Source organism: Sulfobacillus thermotolerans, assembly GCF_039623705.1.
Classification (GTDB): Bacteria; Bacillota; Sulfobacillia; order Sulfobacillales; family Sulfobacillaceae; genus Sulfobacillus; species Sulfobacillus thermotolerans.
In genome coordinates this window covers 112,459-128,657 of the sequence record NZ_CP133983.1, presented here as the reverse complement: position 1 = coordinate 128,657, position 16,199 = coordinate 112,459, and the positions used below count along the sequence as shown (strand labels likewise).

The following is a 16,199-nucleotide window of genomic DNA, read 5'->3' as shown; positions in this document are numbered from 1 at the left end:
TGTAATCAGCCGCGCTGTGCGCGGCGACGCTGTGTCCTTTGCCCGATAAATACGATAACAAGGGTTGCCGCCACAATAATCGTCGATAACGCATTGACAGACGGATTGACCCCATGGCGCAGCATTCCATAAATTTGCACGGGTAACGGCGTATTGCCTGAACCATCCACAAAAAAGCTGGTCGTAAAATCATCAAAGGATTGTGAGAACGACAACAACGCGCCCACAATAATGCCCGGCAGGATCACAGGAACCGTCACCGTCCATAACGTCTGCAGCTCACTCGCGCCTAAGTCCCTGGCAGCCTCTTCTAAGGTGGTGTCAAATCCCGCCATAGCGGCGCGTACGACCAAAACCACATAGGGAATCGTAAAGGTCGTCTGGCCAATAACCATAGCAGGAACGCCAAGCGGCACGCCAATATGGGGAAAATAGATCAAAAGCGCCACCGCCATCACAATTTCCGGGATGACAATGGGCACATACAGAAAGTAGATCAACGCTTTCTTGCCCCAAAACGTGTACCGATGCAGCGCAATCCCGCCCAATGTGCCTAATATCGTGGAAATAATGGTTTGAATCACGGCCACTTCCAGACTAATCACCAACGAATGCAGAAGCGTGGGCTCTTGCAGCAGCACATGATACCAATGAAAGGTAAACCCTGTCCATAAGGCGCTGAGGTACGAGTTGTTAAAGGAGAACGCAATCAAGACCACAATCGGCACATAAAGAAACCCTAGGACCGCGACGATAATGGCTTGGCGCACCCAACTAGGCGACGACGGATGTTCACGCCCACGTACACGCGGAGCCTCAGTAGCCATATTACCGCTCCTCCTCTAAGAAGGCATTATTCATATAGCGTGAGCTCAACCCGATGAGCAACAGCGTAATGACAATCACTACGGCAGACGCAGCGGCTCCAAACGGCCAATTGTCGGCCGCAAGAAATTGGTTTTCAATGAAATTCCCAACGAGGACGACTCCTCCACCGCCCATCAATAGCGGAATGAAAAAGGTGCCTAAGGTGGGAATAAACACAAGCAAGCTGCCTGTTGCAATCCCTGGAATCGACAATGGGGCTACGACTTTCCAAAAAGTCTTAGCCGCGCCTGCCCCTAAGTCTTTCGCGGCTTCCATGTATTCAGGATGGTCCATAATGCCTTGCAACGACGCGTATAACGGCAAAATCATATAGGGCAGCATACTATAAAATTGTCCGACATAGGTTGCTCCCATGGTATAAAGCATGTTCAGCGGCTGGTGAATCAGGTGCAATGATAGCAAGACCGAATTGATAAAGCCATCGGTTGCAATTAAAAACATCATGGCAAAGGTTCGGATCAGCGAGCTCGTCCAAAATGGCACAATCACAAGAAATAGCAACACAATTTTACGTTTGGGTGAGGACGTTGCGATAATGTAAGCAAAAGGGTAGCCCACAACTAAGCAGAATATCGTCACCAAGAAAGAAAACAACAAGGAATCGGCAATGACTTTAAATTCGACCCAATGAAACAGCAAACCATAATTGGCGAGGGTAAAGTGATAGACGATCCCTCCATAGCCACCTACCTGCATAAAGCTGATAAACAACATGTACAAATTAGGAATGGCAAAAAACAGCACCATCCATGCCACCACGGGTAAGACTATGGTCCATCGCTGCCGTTTGAGCCAAGCACGCCGGCGATGCCAGGAAGAGTGCTGGATGGCGGTTTGTCCGTCTGGCAAAACGCGAGGGAATGATTGGGATCCCACTGCACATCAACCTCCTCTCCAAGGGCATACGTCTGATTAACCCCGTGACTGACACAATGCAAGGTGAGGTCGGGCGCAACGCGGATCCACAAATGCACGAGCGAACCGCCAAAAATGCGTTCGGTGACAACACCACGGCACAGCGCCTGATCCCCAAAGGCCCCCAAATGCAGTGCCTCCGGCCTCACACTCAGCACCACCGGTGCACCCAAAACGTGGTCCGCCCGCATGGGGGTTTTGGTGAGAAAATACGGGGTTTGCACAATGGTATAGCCTTTCGTCACATCGACAATGGACCCCGTCAGCAAATTAGTCTCACCAATAAATCCCGCAACCGCCGGCGACGACGGGCTGCTATATAATTCTTCGGGGCTGGCGTATTGTAAAAGCTCCCCCTGCGCTAGCACCCCAATCCGATCGGATAGGCTCATCGCTTCTTCCTGATCATGGGTGACATACAGAAATGTAATGCCTAATTCGCGATGCAGTCTTTTGAGTTCCAGCTGCATTTCCTTACGCAGCTTCAGGTCTAAAGCACTGAGCGGCTCATCGAGCAACAAAACCTTGGGCTCATTGATGAGCGCTCGCACAATAGCCACGCGCTGCTGCTGACCCCCGCTCAACTGACGAATGCGGCGACTCGCAAACTTTTCGAGTCCTACCATCGCCAGGGCGTCATAGACGCGCGTTCGAATGGTCTGTTCGGGGACTTTTTTAATCCGGAGTCCAAAAGCCACATTGTCAAAGACATTCAAATGCGGAAACAGCGCATAATTTTGAAAGACGGAGTTCACGGGCCTTTGATTGGCGGGCATTTGGGTCATGTCGACTCCATCGATGATGATATGACCCGTCGATACCGACTCAAACCCGGCAATCATGCGCAAGATGGTCGTCTTTCCTGACCCGCTGGCGCCCAATAGGGTGACAAATTCTCCCTGATAGATTTCCATTGAAAAGTCTCGGATCGCTTGCGCACTAGCAAAGTGTTTTGCGACATGATGGAGCCCGATCATGACTTTTGCCGACACACCACTGCCCCTTTCCTGCCCCCCAAAGGCCCTTTCCTGTGTTGTTTCCTTATGCCTTGCATCATCTTTCGTTCCCGCCTCAAAGGAATCCTTCGTCGGCGTGAACAATGTACCAAAATAAATTGCATCAGCCCGCACAAGACGTCTAAACCCCAGTCTCATGCAAGGTGACATTGGATCATTAGCGGCGAGGGACAAAGGTTGCCACGCTTTCTCTACCCGCATTATTTTAATGCATCGCTGCATAATTGCTAGACTTCTGGGGTCTCTTCGCAAGAAAAACTCACCAAGCGCCATAGCCCGCTATCACCCCAGATGTGTCGACCGTCTGGGTCAATATGATATGGTAATAGCGTGTCAACACGAAGGGATATTGGTTTTGGGAGGTCATATTGATGGGTTTCTGGTTTGAGGAAACGGCCTCTTCCGGGCACCGTTTGCAATGGAAAGTCATTCGAGAACTTTATGCAGGGAAGTCTCAATATCAACAGATCCAGATTGTCGAGACCGAAGAATTCGGGGTCGCCATGGTCCTCGATGAAATTATGCAGACGACAACAGGCGATGAATTTATCTATCATGAAATGCTCGCGCTCGTGCCGTTGTTGTCGCATCCCCATCCGCGCCGCGTTCTCATTGTCGGCGGCGGCGATGGCGGACTTGCGCGGGAAGTGCTTAAAGTGCCCAAAGTGGAGCGCGTCGTCATGGTCGAAATCGATCCGATGGTCATCGAAGTCGCCAAGCGCTTTCTGCCAGGACACACGCAGTCGCTTGATGATCCGCGCTTGACCATTTTGTGTCAAGATGGCGCCGCTTACGTGAAAAATATGGCCCACGCCCAGGAAAAATTTGACGTGATATTGGTCGACTCGACCGACCCCGAAGGTGAAGGCCCAGGACAATTTCTTTATACGCCCGCATTTCACGAGGACGTCATGAATGCCTTGAATCCTTTAGGGGTCTACGTCCAGCATACCGGAGCCCCCTTTTATAATCCCGAGGTACTCCGTGACGTGAGTCGCGACGTGGCACGGCTTTTCCCAAGACGCCAAGTCTACTGGTGCACGATTCCCACCTACCCCGGAGGCATTTTTACCTTTACCGCCGGATCACTTGGTCCCGACTTGTCGGAACCGCTGCAGTCATGCTCTTACCCGACGCGCTATTATTCGCCTGCTATACACCAGGCAGCCTTTGCGCTTCCCCCTTTTCTCGAAGAGCTCATTGATAACGCCCAATAGATAGCCACGTTTGCCCAGAAGAGACCCCTGCCGGTCCTCACCACGAGAATCCGCAGAGGTCTCTTCTGCTCATATGGGGGGGAAGCTGTTACGTTACGCCTAAAACCAATCACCGACAGCTAAGACAATGCCAAACCTCTTTCCTCTTGGGTCAGCGCACAAGCCCTGGGTTCCCGAGGAGACCGATAAAAATGACCTGCACAAAGCCATCCCCAAGGCTAGCCGGTTAACGGAACTTCTTTATATTTTATGGGACAAGGTTAAAAATAGAGCATCTCAGCTTAAACCGATGAATTTCTAGGGGCCTTTCACAGGCAATGCGAATGGTAATAAATTGCAGCAGAATTTCTTGAAAATCTGGGGTTTTTGTGGTTTGCCTGACAGGGATGCGAAGGGCTACGCTACAGATGTGCCGAGTCGATGAACAAAGCACAAAAAACAATCCTCCATGAGGATGGTGATGAATCTGGAGTAGTGATAATATGTGGGCCCTTGTGGTTGCCCAATTCTTCTACGCCCTCGGGGATGGCTTCTTATACCCGTTTGTCGTCTTTTACTTAACACGTGATTTGCATCTTTCTATGGCTCATGCCGGACTGTTAATGGGAATTGCGGGCATCGGGTACATCGCTGGGCAATTGCCAGCTGCTTACCTAAGCGACCGCTTTGGACCACGCAGAATCTCAGTGGTGTCTTATGCGATTGCCGCTATCGCCGTGATGACAGCTGGTCTCGTGCATAATGTGTGGGTGTGGACCATTGCTTACGGTCTCACCTTAATGATGGTCGGAGCCGCATTCCCGGCGGTAATTCACGCCATGACCCTCCAGGTCAAGCCTGAACACCGAACCCAAGGATATAGCTTGTTGCTCCTATCCCAAAATGCCGGCATTATTGTCGGGCCTCTGGTCGGCTTATCTTTGGCTCTCTATCAATTTCAATGGATATTCTGGATCGATGCCATTTGCCTTGTCATAAGCAGCCTCGTGCTGACCCGCGGTATTCCCCAGATCGTGCCCGCCCGTCCCATGGATTCTCCAAGGGCGCATGTCTCCATTTGGCGCACGTGGCTGTATTTCCCGCCGTGGAAACAGTCGGGATTTTGGTCTGTCGCCTTAGGCGGCACCCTTATTGGCATCATTTATAGCCAGCTGATGTCGACGCTCCCCATGGAAATGGAGCATACGGTGGGCATCTTGCGCTGGTACGGCTTATTATGGGCTATGAATGGCGCTCTCATTACGGTATTGCAATGGCCTGTGTCTCGTGTATTGCGCCATGGAAACCGTCGCTTCTGGATGGGGTTAGGCGCCATCTTGTACGCCGCTGCGATGATTTTGCTGGGCATGTCCGCTGAAATCATGCTCATTGTCGCCGCCTTTGTCATCGTGACGCTAGGTGAACTCATCTATGAGCCGTTGCCCCCTACAGAATATGCAGCGCAAGCCCCCAAAGGCTATGGGGCACGCTATCAAGGTGCTGGCAGCTTCTTTAGCGCATTCGGCATGGTCATTGGTCCCGTTTTAGGCGGCGTGTTATTAGCCGATGCTGGGCATCTGGTATTGTGGCTCGCCATGGGCGCCTGCGGTCTCATTGCCACCTGGCTGATTATGCACCACTCCACATCGGGCACGTTGCGCTCAGATTTCACGAAAACAGCCCACTAATATCGAAGAATGTGCAACCAATCATCGGGTGAAAAGATCAAAACTTAAGCGCTCCACAAGTGGGGCGCTTTTGCTTTTCATTTCCTCCATAAGGCACGGGTTGTAAGAAAGATAGACGGGCATAGTGAAATAGCCGCAGCATAAAAGGCTCCGGAAATTTACGCGGTGAGGCTCGAACTAGGTCGGAGACAGCTCTTGCGAGCGCATGCTTTGGCGGCGCTTGCGATGCGCGCGTTTTCTAATCCCTTCCGCTGTAATCGTATAGACAATCGTGCCATCGTCATCATGTTTAAATTCCACGGTACAGGTCGAACAGAAATACCAGCCGGGCGCCGTCAGCCGCCCCACCCACCGATTTCCGCATTCAGGACAAATGGGATACTTTTCACGCATAGCCATTCTCCTTTGCTCGCTTTATACCTACCATAACGACAGACACGAATTGTTGGTAACAAGAAATCGAAAATATTTTCCTAATCCTTCCTGTTTGTGCCCCAAGCCTAAAATTCGCTCACAAGTCAGGACGCGCATCCTGCCATTTTTGTGCCAAGGCCGCTAATCCGATAAACAAAACGGCGTACACCCCCAATATCAGCACATCATTGATTGCCACAGGCTTGTTTTCTAAAATAGCCCAAGCGGGTGCGGCAAACCGGTAGGTCGGCATCAGCCGGGCTACCGGTTGTAAGGGAGAAGGCATTGTGGAAATAGGAGTCCAGAGTCCGCCTAAAAAAGATAGCGTCAAATACACCAACGTGCCCAAAATTTGAGCGGCGTTCCCAAAAAACCCTATGACCACGCCTAATGCCGCAAAAGGAATCGACCCTATCCACAACCACCCTAAAATTTCTGCCCACTTTTCCCCCTTTAAAGTGACTCCTTGGTCAAAATGCGCTACGGCAAAAATCGCCGCGACAATTAGTAAAGACAGTACTAGCTGCGTCAAGATTTTCGATAGGGCATAAGCGACGGGCGACAAAGGCGTCGTTTTAAACCACCGCACCCACCCACTCTTGCGTTCCGCCGCAAGGCGTACTCCAAGGGTATTGACGGCCGAACCCACTACCCCAAATGCCGCCATCGATACCATAAAATATCCTTTCCACAACGGTGCCGAAGCCGAAAGATGCGGATTGGTTTCGTCAATAAAAATGAAATAGAAGGCAATCGGCATGCCCATCGTCAATAAAAAGACACGCCGGTCGCGCACCGTACGCAGCATATCCATTTTCCATTGTGACCATAAGGCTCTCACAGCTCACCCTCCCGTGCCGTTAAGCGAACAAAGGCTTCTTCTAATCCAACACCGGTAATCATAAGGTCACTGACAGGCCAGTCCTCTTGGATAAGGCGCTTGACGACGGCATCCGAATTTTGCGTTTGCAAGATGACGTGACGCCCTGCTATCTGGACCTCCGTCACGTCCGGCCAGTGCCGCAAATCTACCGTGCGCGATGCGTCTTGGATGACAAATGAGACTTGACGCCCACCGATTTGCATTTTAATGTGCTCAGGAGATGCATCCGCGACAATACGTCCACGATTCAACACGACCACCCGGTCCGCGATTTGGTCGACTTCATGCAAATCATGCGTCGTCAAGATCAACGTGCGCTGGTCCTCCACAAATTGACGCAGCATTTCCCAAAATAAGCGCTTAGATTGAACGTCCATCCCGACCGTCGGTTCATCCAAAAAGAGGACGTCAGGATTGCCCACCATGGCTAAGGCAAACTGCAGGCGCCGCATTTTACCCCCAGAGAGCCGAGACGCCATTTGCCGTCTATCCTCTTCTAGGCCCGCCATTTCGAGAACTTCGGCCGCAGGCAGAGGATGCGGATAAAAGCCCCGGAACAAATTCACACTTTCGAGCACCGTCAAGCGGTCCGGCACGCTGACATTTTGCAACATCACCCCAATTTTGGCATGGATTTGGGGCGAAGCCGGCAGCGCACCCAAAAGCCGCACTGAACCGTGACTCGGCGATGTTAAGCCCATCATCAGGGCAAGGCTTGTCGTTTTGCCCGCGCAGTGCCAAGCACCTTACTGTCAGATGCGAAGGCTAAAATCCAAGCCGCCGTGTCTGCGGGCAAAATGACTCAAACCCAAGCCACTCAAATCGAGTCACATCTCAGCACCATGATTGATCAGATGGTAACTCGCACCGGCATGATGCCCAAAGGCGGTGCTTGGAATCACCGTGGCGGCTTCGGCATGATGGGTAACGTCATGTCCACTATCGCTAAAGATCTCAACATCTCCACCAGCACCTTAAGGGCTGATCTCAAGGCGGGCCAGAGTCTAGCCACCATTGCCCAAGACCACGGCTCTTCCGCTAGTGCCTTGGAAAGCACCTTATTGTCAGACGCCCAGGCGAAGATTCAGTCCGCCGTCTCTGCGGGCAAACTGACTCAAACCCAGGCCACTCAAATGGAGTCACATCTCAGCACCATGATTGATCAGATGGTGACTCGCACCGGCATGATGCCCAAGGGCGGTGCTTGGGGCCATGGTCCTCACCATTTTGGCATGATGGGCCACGCCGTCTTGTCCACTATCGCTAAGGATCTCAACATCTCCACCAGCACCTTAAAGGCTGATCTCAAGGCGGGCCAGAGTCTAGCCACCATTGCCCAAGACCACGGCTCTTCCGCCAGTGCCTTGGAAAGCACCTTATTGTCAGACGCCCAGGCGAAGATTCAGTCCGCCGTCTCCGCTGGCAAACTGACTCAAACCCAGGCCACTCAAATGGAGTCACATCTCAGCACCCTAATTGATCAGATGGTCACGCATTCCGGACCCATGGGACATATGCATTACCATGGCTCTTGGAGTCACGCACCGTCATCCCCGGCCGCTTCCTAAGCTTATGCAACACACAAGCGCCACGCCAAGAATTAGGCGTGGCGCTTCTCGTTCTGAGATACGGTATGCGCGTTCCCGAAATTATGCGTTAACGATCATGAGAGGAATCTAAGGGCTTTTCCGATGACGAGGCGTCACCATTCATCGCGCGTTTAAATTCCTTAATGCCTTTAGCTAAATTGCCCCCAATTTCCGGCAAGCGTTTGGGCCCAAAGATCAGCAAAGCTACGATTAACAGCACAATGATGTGCATCGGAGACAACAAATCATCCATGTTATCGCTTCCTTTTTTGAGCACCTCTTGGCCCTATTATACGCCTGCCACAAGGTCTTCGCGCAGCGTTTTTAAGCGCGTTGGTCATAACGATATGGGGATCACCAAAACACTTGTTTTCTTGTTATCCACAATTCCACACAGGTTTATCCACATAATTCTCACACGCTCAAGCTTTTAGGCGTCATAATGCCAAGCGCTTCCATGACCAAAACGCCGGTCAACAAAAGGCGGCTCATAACGAGCCGCCTTTTGTTTTAATGGGATTGCTAGCCTTTCGGGACTGCCTTTATAACGCGCCCGTCTCGCGGGTTTCCTCGAGGGCTTCCAACACTTCATCCGCCGCTTTGCTGCGGTAGCCACTCGATACCCCCCAGTAGTAAAACAGCAACGAGACGACCGCAATCACTACCAAGTCCCACGGATACGGAATAAAGCCCTTGCCGTGGTTAGCCGGGGCTCCAAAGACACCCGAGCCGTAATAAGACATCGCCAGCATGAATAGCAGATAGAACACCATCCATACGCTGGACTTAAATGACTGTGCCGACGGCTTCGCAATCGTCTGCGGCACAATGGCGCTGATAATCAAATACAGGGCCACGCCAATCAAGATAATGCCCAAGAGTTTCTCGTCGGCCACCCAGCCATCCCAGTAGATAATCAAGGACGCGCCAATAAACGCCACCGGCGCAATCCACGACAAGCCGCCTAAGCGAATGGGCCGCGGTACATTGGGCATCGTGCGGCGAAACACGGCGGCCGAAATCGGTCCCACCATGTAGGTAAAGACGGTGGCTCCCGACACAATCGCCACCAGCGACTGCCACGCCGGGAACGGGGCCAAGAAAATCAAACTGATGATGGCCGCGACCACCAAGGCAATGCTGGGAATCCCCGTCTTGGGGTTGATTTTCGCTAAGCCCTTGGGCAAATAGCCATTGCGGCCCAGCGCGTCTAAGACGCGCGTCGTGGAAGCCAGATAAATACTGCCCGTGCCAGCGGGCGACAAGAACGCATCAATAAACAGCAGGGTCGACAACCACGACAAGCCCGCAAAAATGGCCAACTGGGCAAACGGCGCCCCTGCAATTTGCGCATTGGACGCAATCGCGGCCCAGCCTTTCCCGAGGACCGAGGTGGGGAGCGCTCCGATAAAGACCACCTGCAACAAGGTGTAGAGAATAATGCCGATCACAATCGACACAATCAAGGCGCGAGGCACGTCCCGTTGGGGATTTTTCGCTTCTCCCGCCAAGTCCACCGCTTGCCGAAAGCCCAAGTAGGAAAACACAATCCCGGCCGACGCGACCGCGCCCAACATTCCCGACGATTTCATCGGCATGAAGCCCCCAATGTGGCTGAAGTTGACGCCATGCAGCCCGACAATGGCCAACACAATTACCGTCAACGTCGGCATCAAGAATTTCCAGATCGTGAGCGGTGTGTTAATCCGTGCAAACACCTTAATCCCAAAGTAGTTCACGGTGAAAAAGGCCACAATCAACAGGGCGGCGAAAATCAAGCCCGACGTAGTCAACGTGGACTTGACATACAGTCCCGGGAAAAAATGACTCATATACTGCACTGTCGCTTCGGCTTCCACGGCGGGTACAGAGGCATATGCAATCACCGCGGCCCACCCGACGATAAAACTCGTCAAGTGCCCATGCGAGTATTGCGTATAGCGCGCAATGCCCCCCGATTCCGGAATCATCGAACCTAATTCGGCATAAACCAAGCCAATGAACAAGACAATCACACCGCCAATGATCCAACTAAAAATCGATGACGGTCCCGCCAAATACGCCGCCGTAAAGGCCGCAAATAACCATCCGGATCCAATAATGGCCCCCAGCGAGGACATGGTCAGATCGAGAAAGGATAATTCACGTTTCAAGCCCCGCTCTAAATTAATCACGTGTTTCCTCCTCTGTGAGTGACAGAAATAGCAATTATCTGAAATTAAATAAGTGCTCTAAGACGTCTCGGGGCAATCCTCAGCAAGGCGTCTAATGGAAATAATGATACCCTTCAACTTTCGACATCGGACGATAAATTCCTGCCTTGTCAGAAAATAAATTTTCATGCCAGCATGTGAATAATTGTACAAACACCTGGTTAAAAAAACCTACGATAATCTCTTTCGGCTTTTCTCGGCCCCTAACGGGACCCGCAGTCCTCACAGGATTCGTCTGCTCGGGGGTGGCTTCCGCCCCATCGCGTGGGGATGTTTTTCCCCCACGCACCGCTCAAGATCCCGGCAGGAGAAGGATGGCAGGAAACTCCCATCGGTGTCCCGTCGGTGGTGCCCTGAGCCCCAGTGTTACTGGGCCCTCATCAAGATGCCCCGTCGCTCCTTTCGCCACGTGGTGGCGACGGGGGAATGCGATATGGGTCATTCGGAGAATAACGTCTTGCGATACCCTAACCAGGCACTCAAATACTGATGGTGCGATGCCAACGTCTTCGTCATGATCCGTTTAATCCGAGCCCATGCACTCCAATCATTTTTCCGATAAGTGGGGTCGTTCCATTGATCGCGGTCTTGCATCCAGAGCCGCAAGGCTTTCGGGACGTTTTCCCGGCGGACTTTCAGTCCGCCTCGTCGCCCGATCACGAGGGCCGCGGCGTGATGCACGCTTATCCCGTATTGCGGCTGATACTTGAACCGCCCGATAATCGAGGTATAAGCTGGTTTGACTTTCCGCAAGGCGACGCCTTCCCGCGCGGCCTGTCGTTCGACCGCCGTCAGCAAGGCCCGGTAATTAAACTGGTGCGTCACGCGGTTAAACTTGGCGCTCACATCCCGATCATGGATGAACTGCAAGTCTTCCACGACCAGTCCCGCTCCACGAGCCTTAGCCCACTGAACGGTCTCGACCGCGAGACCTCCCACCAACGCGTCGCGTTGGGTCGATCGGACATCGAAGAGACGGGGGTCCCCGATCGTCGCGAAGGCGTGGGGATTGCCGTTCGGCAACACGTGACAGAGCGCCAAAAAGGTGCTGTTGGTATCCACTCCCACCCAGCCATGACGCGGATCGGTCTGGATGGGCGCGGGGACTTCTTCGACGGTCACGCGGACCTGATACCGTCCTTGACGTCGGAGAATTTCGACTTGATAGGGGTCGCCGGCGGCGAGCACCCGACGCAGCAGCCCCTCATAATCCCGGCCATGGACTTGGCCAGTTTTCTTGGACACCTTCCGCGCAATATAGAGAGGGATCTCCAGTTTCTCATACCGAGGGACTTTGGCGTCGGGGTTGCCCGGTTTGAGGCAATCGAGAGAGATTTCTACGATCCAATGGTCGGTTCCTGCGCGGACGCGCAGGAGGGGATTGCCCCTTTTGGTTCGATCCCCACGCGCTGACAGCCGACCATTCCGGCTCTCGTCCCATTCTTTCCGCCACGCCTGCTGGCGTTCCTGTTCGGCGAGGGGGTCATCGAGAGTCTTAAACTGATCCAACCACCGTTTTTTTGTGCCAAACACCACGGGAGGAAAGGTGCCTGCCTCGACATGCTGTAGATAAAACGCTTGCTGGGCTTCTTGATGCGTGAGCTTACGTTCTTGTCCCGCAATGCGGCGGGCATTCGGATGCGGGGAGGCCCGGAGTGCGGTCAACCGTTCTCGGGTTTTTTTCACGCGTTGCGTCCATAAAGTCGCCCCGTCTTTCATGGCTTGATGGCGGGCCCGAATGAGGTCTTGCGCTTCTTGCACCGCATCTTTGGCGTAACGCAGCGGCAACTCCGTTTCACTGGCACAGTGACGTTCCAAACCGCCGATGTTTTGTAGTCCTCCAACCAAGCGTTGAAAGGCAAACCGTAGCATGAACCCATATTTGCGCATCAAACGGCGTAACACCGTGTCCTGATCGGGCGTGACATCGAGCAAGACACCAAAAATGGTTGTCTTCATTCGGGGACTCCTTCCTGAGCTAAGGTCGCCATCGCTTGACGCACGGTCGACCCCATCTTTTCCCCTCCGCGTTTGCCATAAATGCGGGCCGAGAACGACGTGGTAATGGCAATCAAGTCCTCCACGAGTTCCTGCTGATCGTCTTTCACCGTGTGTTCCATGACAACAACACGCACGCCAAAGGCGTGCAGGTAACTTTCCAGATAAGTAAACCCGAAGCGTGCCAATCGATCCTCGGATTCCACAGCCACAATGCCCGCTTGGTGTTGCTGAGCAAGATCCAGCAACCGATGGAGACCCCGCCGTTTTTCATTCAAGCCGCTCGCGACATCGGTAAGAGCCGCCACCACAGTCCATCGCTGCTCCGCAGCGAACGCGGTTAACCGCCCGAGTTGACGATCCAAGTTCCCCGCGTCTTGTTGTTTTGTGGTCGAGACTCGGGCATAGAGGAGACAACGAGTATCCCTAGCAACATCAGGCGCATCCTCGTGCATCAGGGCGCGTAAGTCCGCGACCCGATAGCGCCGATGATTCGTCACGGTACGCACCGGAATCAGGCGCCCTTCGCGTTCCCACTTCCGGAGTCCGTCGATGCTCATGCCGAGCATCTTGGCCGCCTTGCCGATACTGACAAACTGCTCATCCATAATACAATCACCTAATAACATATTATCAGAGATCATCATAGATTGACAGCAAGCAGCTTAAACCTCCTTATATACCCACAGATGCCCACGGGATAATCACCGGTGCATTCTGGTCGTCAAAATTTGAAAGAAGCTTCACCATACACCGGCCTTTTACCGTCCGGGACGAAGTCATCTTGCGCAGCCCCTTATATTACAAAACGATAGGTCCCAAAAGTCTTGTTCATGACGACCAAAAAACCGTGCCTATGGCGAGGTTTTTCGCGTGCTATCCAAGGTAAAAATCATAAAAATTCTGCTGTTCCCACGGTTATACCGGCGTTGGACAACGGCTTAGCGTCTGCTATCCGGCTACATCTTTGGGACTCTCACCAGCTGTCATGAGGCGGGATACGGTCTGGGGCACATCCCAGCTAGGCCGGCCCCATAAATATCCTTGCGCCGCATCGACGCCGCAGTGCTGAAGTATAAGAGCTTGCTCACGAGTTTCGACCCCTTCGCCAATTGCATAACTATCCCTTTGATGCAGCCACGAGACCATCATCGCAATCAAATCCTGGAGCGCTGCATCAACAGGCAAGCGAGAGACCAAGGCACGATCAAACTTGAGCCATGCCGGGCGGCGCTGATGCATGCGCACAATATCCGCCTCTCCCACGCCAAAATCGTCCTGGGCAAACGCGATCCCTGCATATGATTTCGCCACACTAGCCCAATCGCGATCAGAGGATGTCGCATGCTCATAAACTTCTAACACAATTTGGCTTCGTGGCAGCACCGTCATGATTTGCTTAAGCACGAGTTCTACACGCTCAGATTGTTCAAGCGTCGCCTCTTGGATGTTAATAAATAATTGAGATCCTGCTGGCCAAAAGCCCATTTCTTGAATGCGCCGTGCAATAGCGGAAAGACAGGCCAAATCTGCCTCGAGACTTAAAGCGTTTTGCGCGCATTCCGAAAAAAACTGCAAAGGGCTCACCATCTCCCCTTGAAAGGACGGCCGAATCAACGCCTCATACCCAATAATGTGTTCATCTGCTAGGTGCACAATCGGCTGAAACGCCACCCGGTAACTAAACTGTTCGAGCCACGAAGACGCTACCGTAGGCGATTGAGCCCTTTGCTGGTCTTCGGAACATTCCTCGACCAAGGACCAATAACCGACTAAGCGTCCTCCCAAATGAATGGGCATAATCTCTTCGCAAGCCCACCAAAAGGTGCCGTTCGGTCGCTGATTTTTAAGACGCCCTTGCCATGGCTTTCCTTGCGTCAACTGCTGCCACATTTGTTGATAGACCGCTTTAGGCGTCGTTTTTGCACTGTTAATCGCAGGACTTTGTCCTACGAGTTCATCGGCACTCCGCCCCGTCATGCGTTCAAACGCCGGATTGACCGCCACGATACGGCCATCGACACTGGTCATAACCGTTCCCACCTGGCAATATTGCCACAAATTCAGCGCCGCATCGGCTAGCCATCCTAACTCATTACGGTAAATCGGCTCTGCATCGGCGTCCGTGATGGGGGTATCTGCACCTACCACGTAATTCTTGCCGTGGCGCTTGGCATAAAGCAGATGCACATCGGCATCTTCCAACAAACGATCGGTCAGCGGGCCCACGACGTAACCCATGGACACTCCTAATTGCACAAGCCCAGCCGCTGTCTCGTAAGAGCCGCCCGTCACCTCCGCATGCAATGTGGCCGTTACCTTTTTGGCTAATTCCGGGTCTGTGAGCTTTGACACCCAAGCAAATTCATCGCCGCCAAACCGCACCACGGCATCCTCGGGATGACATTGGCGTAACAAGCGAGCCGCGAATTGGGAGAGAATCTCATCGCCGACCATGTGGCCCCAAGTATCATTAATGGATTTAAAGTCATCAATATCAAACGCCACAAAGAGCCAATCCGTATCCGCTTGGCTTTGGGCCCGTTCTCGCCACCTTTGCCAACCATGACGCGTCAAGGCGCCCGTCAACGCATCATGTTCCGCCCGCTCTTTATCATCCGCCCACACTTTTTCCCGCCGCGCGCGTCCGGTAATGTATCCGGCCAACAACAAACCGGTCGTGACGGTGACAATAAAATCATGCATCCCATTGGGATTCATGATGACACTTGTTAAAGACACCGCCAACAATGCTAAGTAAATTAACACAGGATGGCGCCACGGCATAACGGTCAGAGCTGCCACAGCGCCGGTCATGACCACAATGTCCATCACCGTATGAGGTGACCACCCATGATATCCGACGGCACTCAACAGCATCGCGCCGAATACCACGCCTGAGGCCACGAGAGACCACGTCTTCTCGGCCAGCAGATACCACATGGCCATCATGACCACAAAATAGACCCCATAGGGCATGTCCATGCCGCCCCATAGCGCAATCGTCAGCAAAGACAAAGGGGCGCCCACAATCATCAGAATGCGCGCTAGGAGTGGCGTGGTCTTAACCGCCGCTAGATCGGCCAATTCCCACAACGCAACCAACAACCCAGCGAAGAGCACCCCATGAATGACATCTGCGGGCCAGGACGTAGCCCCACTCTCCCAATGCATCGCCCCTCACACCCTCCATTCACACAAATACCCTCGCCTCTTCGTCCACGGTAGCGGTTAACTTCGCCAAGGTGCACAAAACACCCGTCATAAGAGCCCTAAGTCCATGGCTCTTTCGGGCGTGGGACGTTATCTATCCGAGAGTATAAAGGACTGTCGCGTGCACAATGCCACATTAATGGCCATTTTCCCCTAAAAAATTCCACAACCAGGTTTTTTTTGCCT

General features: G+C 52.9%; 13 protein-coding genes and 1 pseudogene. 3 read left to right on the top strand and 11 right to left on the bottom strand.

The window, feature by feature from the left end; all coding sequences use genetic code 11:
• Positions 1–5 precede the first annotated feature (5 nt).
• The 3 genes from ORD20_RS00520 to ORD20_RS00510 are packed head-to-tail and all read right to left on the bottom strand — an operon-like array spanning position 6 to position 2,795.
• Positions 6–827 carry an ABC transporter permease gene (locus tag ORD20_RS00520; RefSeq protein ID WP_103375542.1) on the bottom strand — a complete coding sequence of 274 codons (822 nt, stop codon included), beginning with the start codon at positions 825–827 and terminating at the stop codon, positions 6–8.
• 1 nt (position 828) lies between these two features.
• Positions 829–1,764 carry an ABC transporter permease gene (locus tag ORD20_RS00515; RefSeq protein ID WP_242968506.1) on the bottom strand — a complete coding sequence of 312 codons (936 nt, stop codon included), beginning with the start codon at positions 1,762–1,764 and terminating at the stop codon, positions 829–831.
• Positions 1,656–2,795, bottom strand: coding sequence for an ABC transporter ATP-binding protein (locus ORD20_RS00510; protein WP_207654665.1), 1,140 nt, complete (start codon positions 2,793–2,795; stop codon positions 1,656–1,658). The genes ORD20_RS00515 and ORD20_RS00510 overlap by 109 nt, the downstream gene beginning before the upstream one ends.
• Positions 2,796–3,190: 395 nt before the next feature.
• On the opposite strand from ORD20_RS00510, the gene speE reads away from it, so the two are divergent.
• Complete coding sequence (gene speE / locus ORD20_RS00505; protein WP_103375540.1) at positions 3,191–4,036, top strand: polyamine aminopropyltransferase; 846 nt, start codon at positions 3,191–3,193, stop codon at positions 4,034–4,036.
• Positions 4,037–4,518: 482 nt separating this feature from the next.
• Positions 4,519–5,703: an MDR family MFS transporter gene (locus ORD20_RS00500; protein WP_103375539.1), complete on the top strand. Its 1,185-nt coding sequence runs from the start codon at positions 4,519–4,521 to the stop codon at positions 5,701–5,703.
• Between the two features lie 177 nt (positions 5,704–5,880).
• Here the strand turns inward: ORD20_RS00500 and ORD20_RS00495 are convergent, their stop codons facing one another.
• The 3 genes and pseudogenes from ORD20_RS00495 to ORD20_RS00485 form a co-directional block, all read right to left on the bottom strand.
• Positions 5,881–6,096 carry a hypothetical protein gene (locus ORD20_RS00495; RefSeq protein ID WP_103375538.1) on the bottom strand — a complete coding sequence of 72 codons (216 nt, stop codon included), beginning with the start codon at positions 6,094–6,096 and terminating at the stop codon, positions 5,881–5,883.
• 118 nt (positions 6,097–6,214) lie between these two features.
• A complete protein-coding gene (locus ORD20_RS00490) occupies positions 6,215–6,958 on the bottom strand; it encodes an ABC transporter permease (RefSeq protein ID WP_103375537.1) in 744 nt (247 codons plus the stop codon).
• Positions 6,955–7,719, bottom strand: a pseudogene (locus tag ORD20_RS00485) (ABC transporter ATP-binding protein); the annotation flags it as partial. The gene ORD20_RS00490 and the pseudogene ORD20_RS00485, both read right to left, overlap by 4 nt.
• Before the next feature lie 78 nt (positions 7,720–7,797).
• On the opposite strand from ORD20_RS00485, the gene ORD20_RS00480 reads away from it, so the two are divergent.
• Positions 7,798–8,568: a hypothetical protein gene (locus tag ORD20_RS00480; RefSeq protein ID WP_430626397.1), complete on the top strand. Its 771-nt coding sequence runs from the start codon at positions 7,798–7,800 to the stop codon at positions 8,566–8,568.
• A gap of 88 nt (positions 8,569–8,656) precedes the next feature.
• Here the strand turns inward: ORD20_RS00480 and ORD20_RS00475 are convergent, their stop codons facing one another.
• The 5 genes from ORD20_RS00475 to ORD20_RS00455 form a co-directional block, all read right to left on the bottom strand.
• Positions 8,657–8,842, bottom strand: a complete 186-nt coding sequence (locus tag ORD20_RS00475; protein ID WP_103375535.1) for a twin-arginine translocase TatA/TatE family subunit — start codon at positions 8,840–8,842, stop codon at positions 8,657–8,659.
• 289 nt (positions 8,843–9,131) lie between these two features.
• Complete coding sequence (locus ORD20_RS00470; protein WP_242968505.1) at positions 9,132–10,763, bottom strand: APC family permease; 1,632 nt, start codon at positions 10,761–10,763, stop codon at positions 9,132–9,134.
• A gap of 477 nt (positions 10,764–11,240) precedes the next feature.
• Positions 11,241–12,761 (bottom strand): IS200/IS605 family accessory protein TnpB-related protein, encoded by a 1,521-nt coding sequence (locus tag ORD20_RS00465; RefSeq protein WP_430626396.1) that lies wholly within the window; start codon positions 12,759–12,761, stop codon positions 11,241–11,243.
• Positions 12,758–13,408, bottom strand: coding sequence for an IS607 family transposase (locus ORD20_RS00460; protein ID WP_430626395.1), 651 nt, complete (start codon positions 13,406–13,408; stop codon positions 12,758–12,760). Before ORD20_RS00460 ends, ORD20_RS00465 begins: the two co-directional genes overlap by 4 nt.
• Positions 13,409–13,751: 343 nt before the next feature.
• A complete protein-coding gene (locus ORD20_RS00455; RefSeq protein WP_103374232.1) occupies positions 13,752–15,974 on the bottom strand; it encodes a bifunctional diguanylate cyclase/phosphodiesterase in 2,223 nt (740 codons plus the stop codon).
• Positions 15,975–16,199 lie beyond the last annotated feature (225 nt).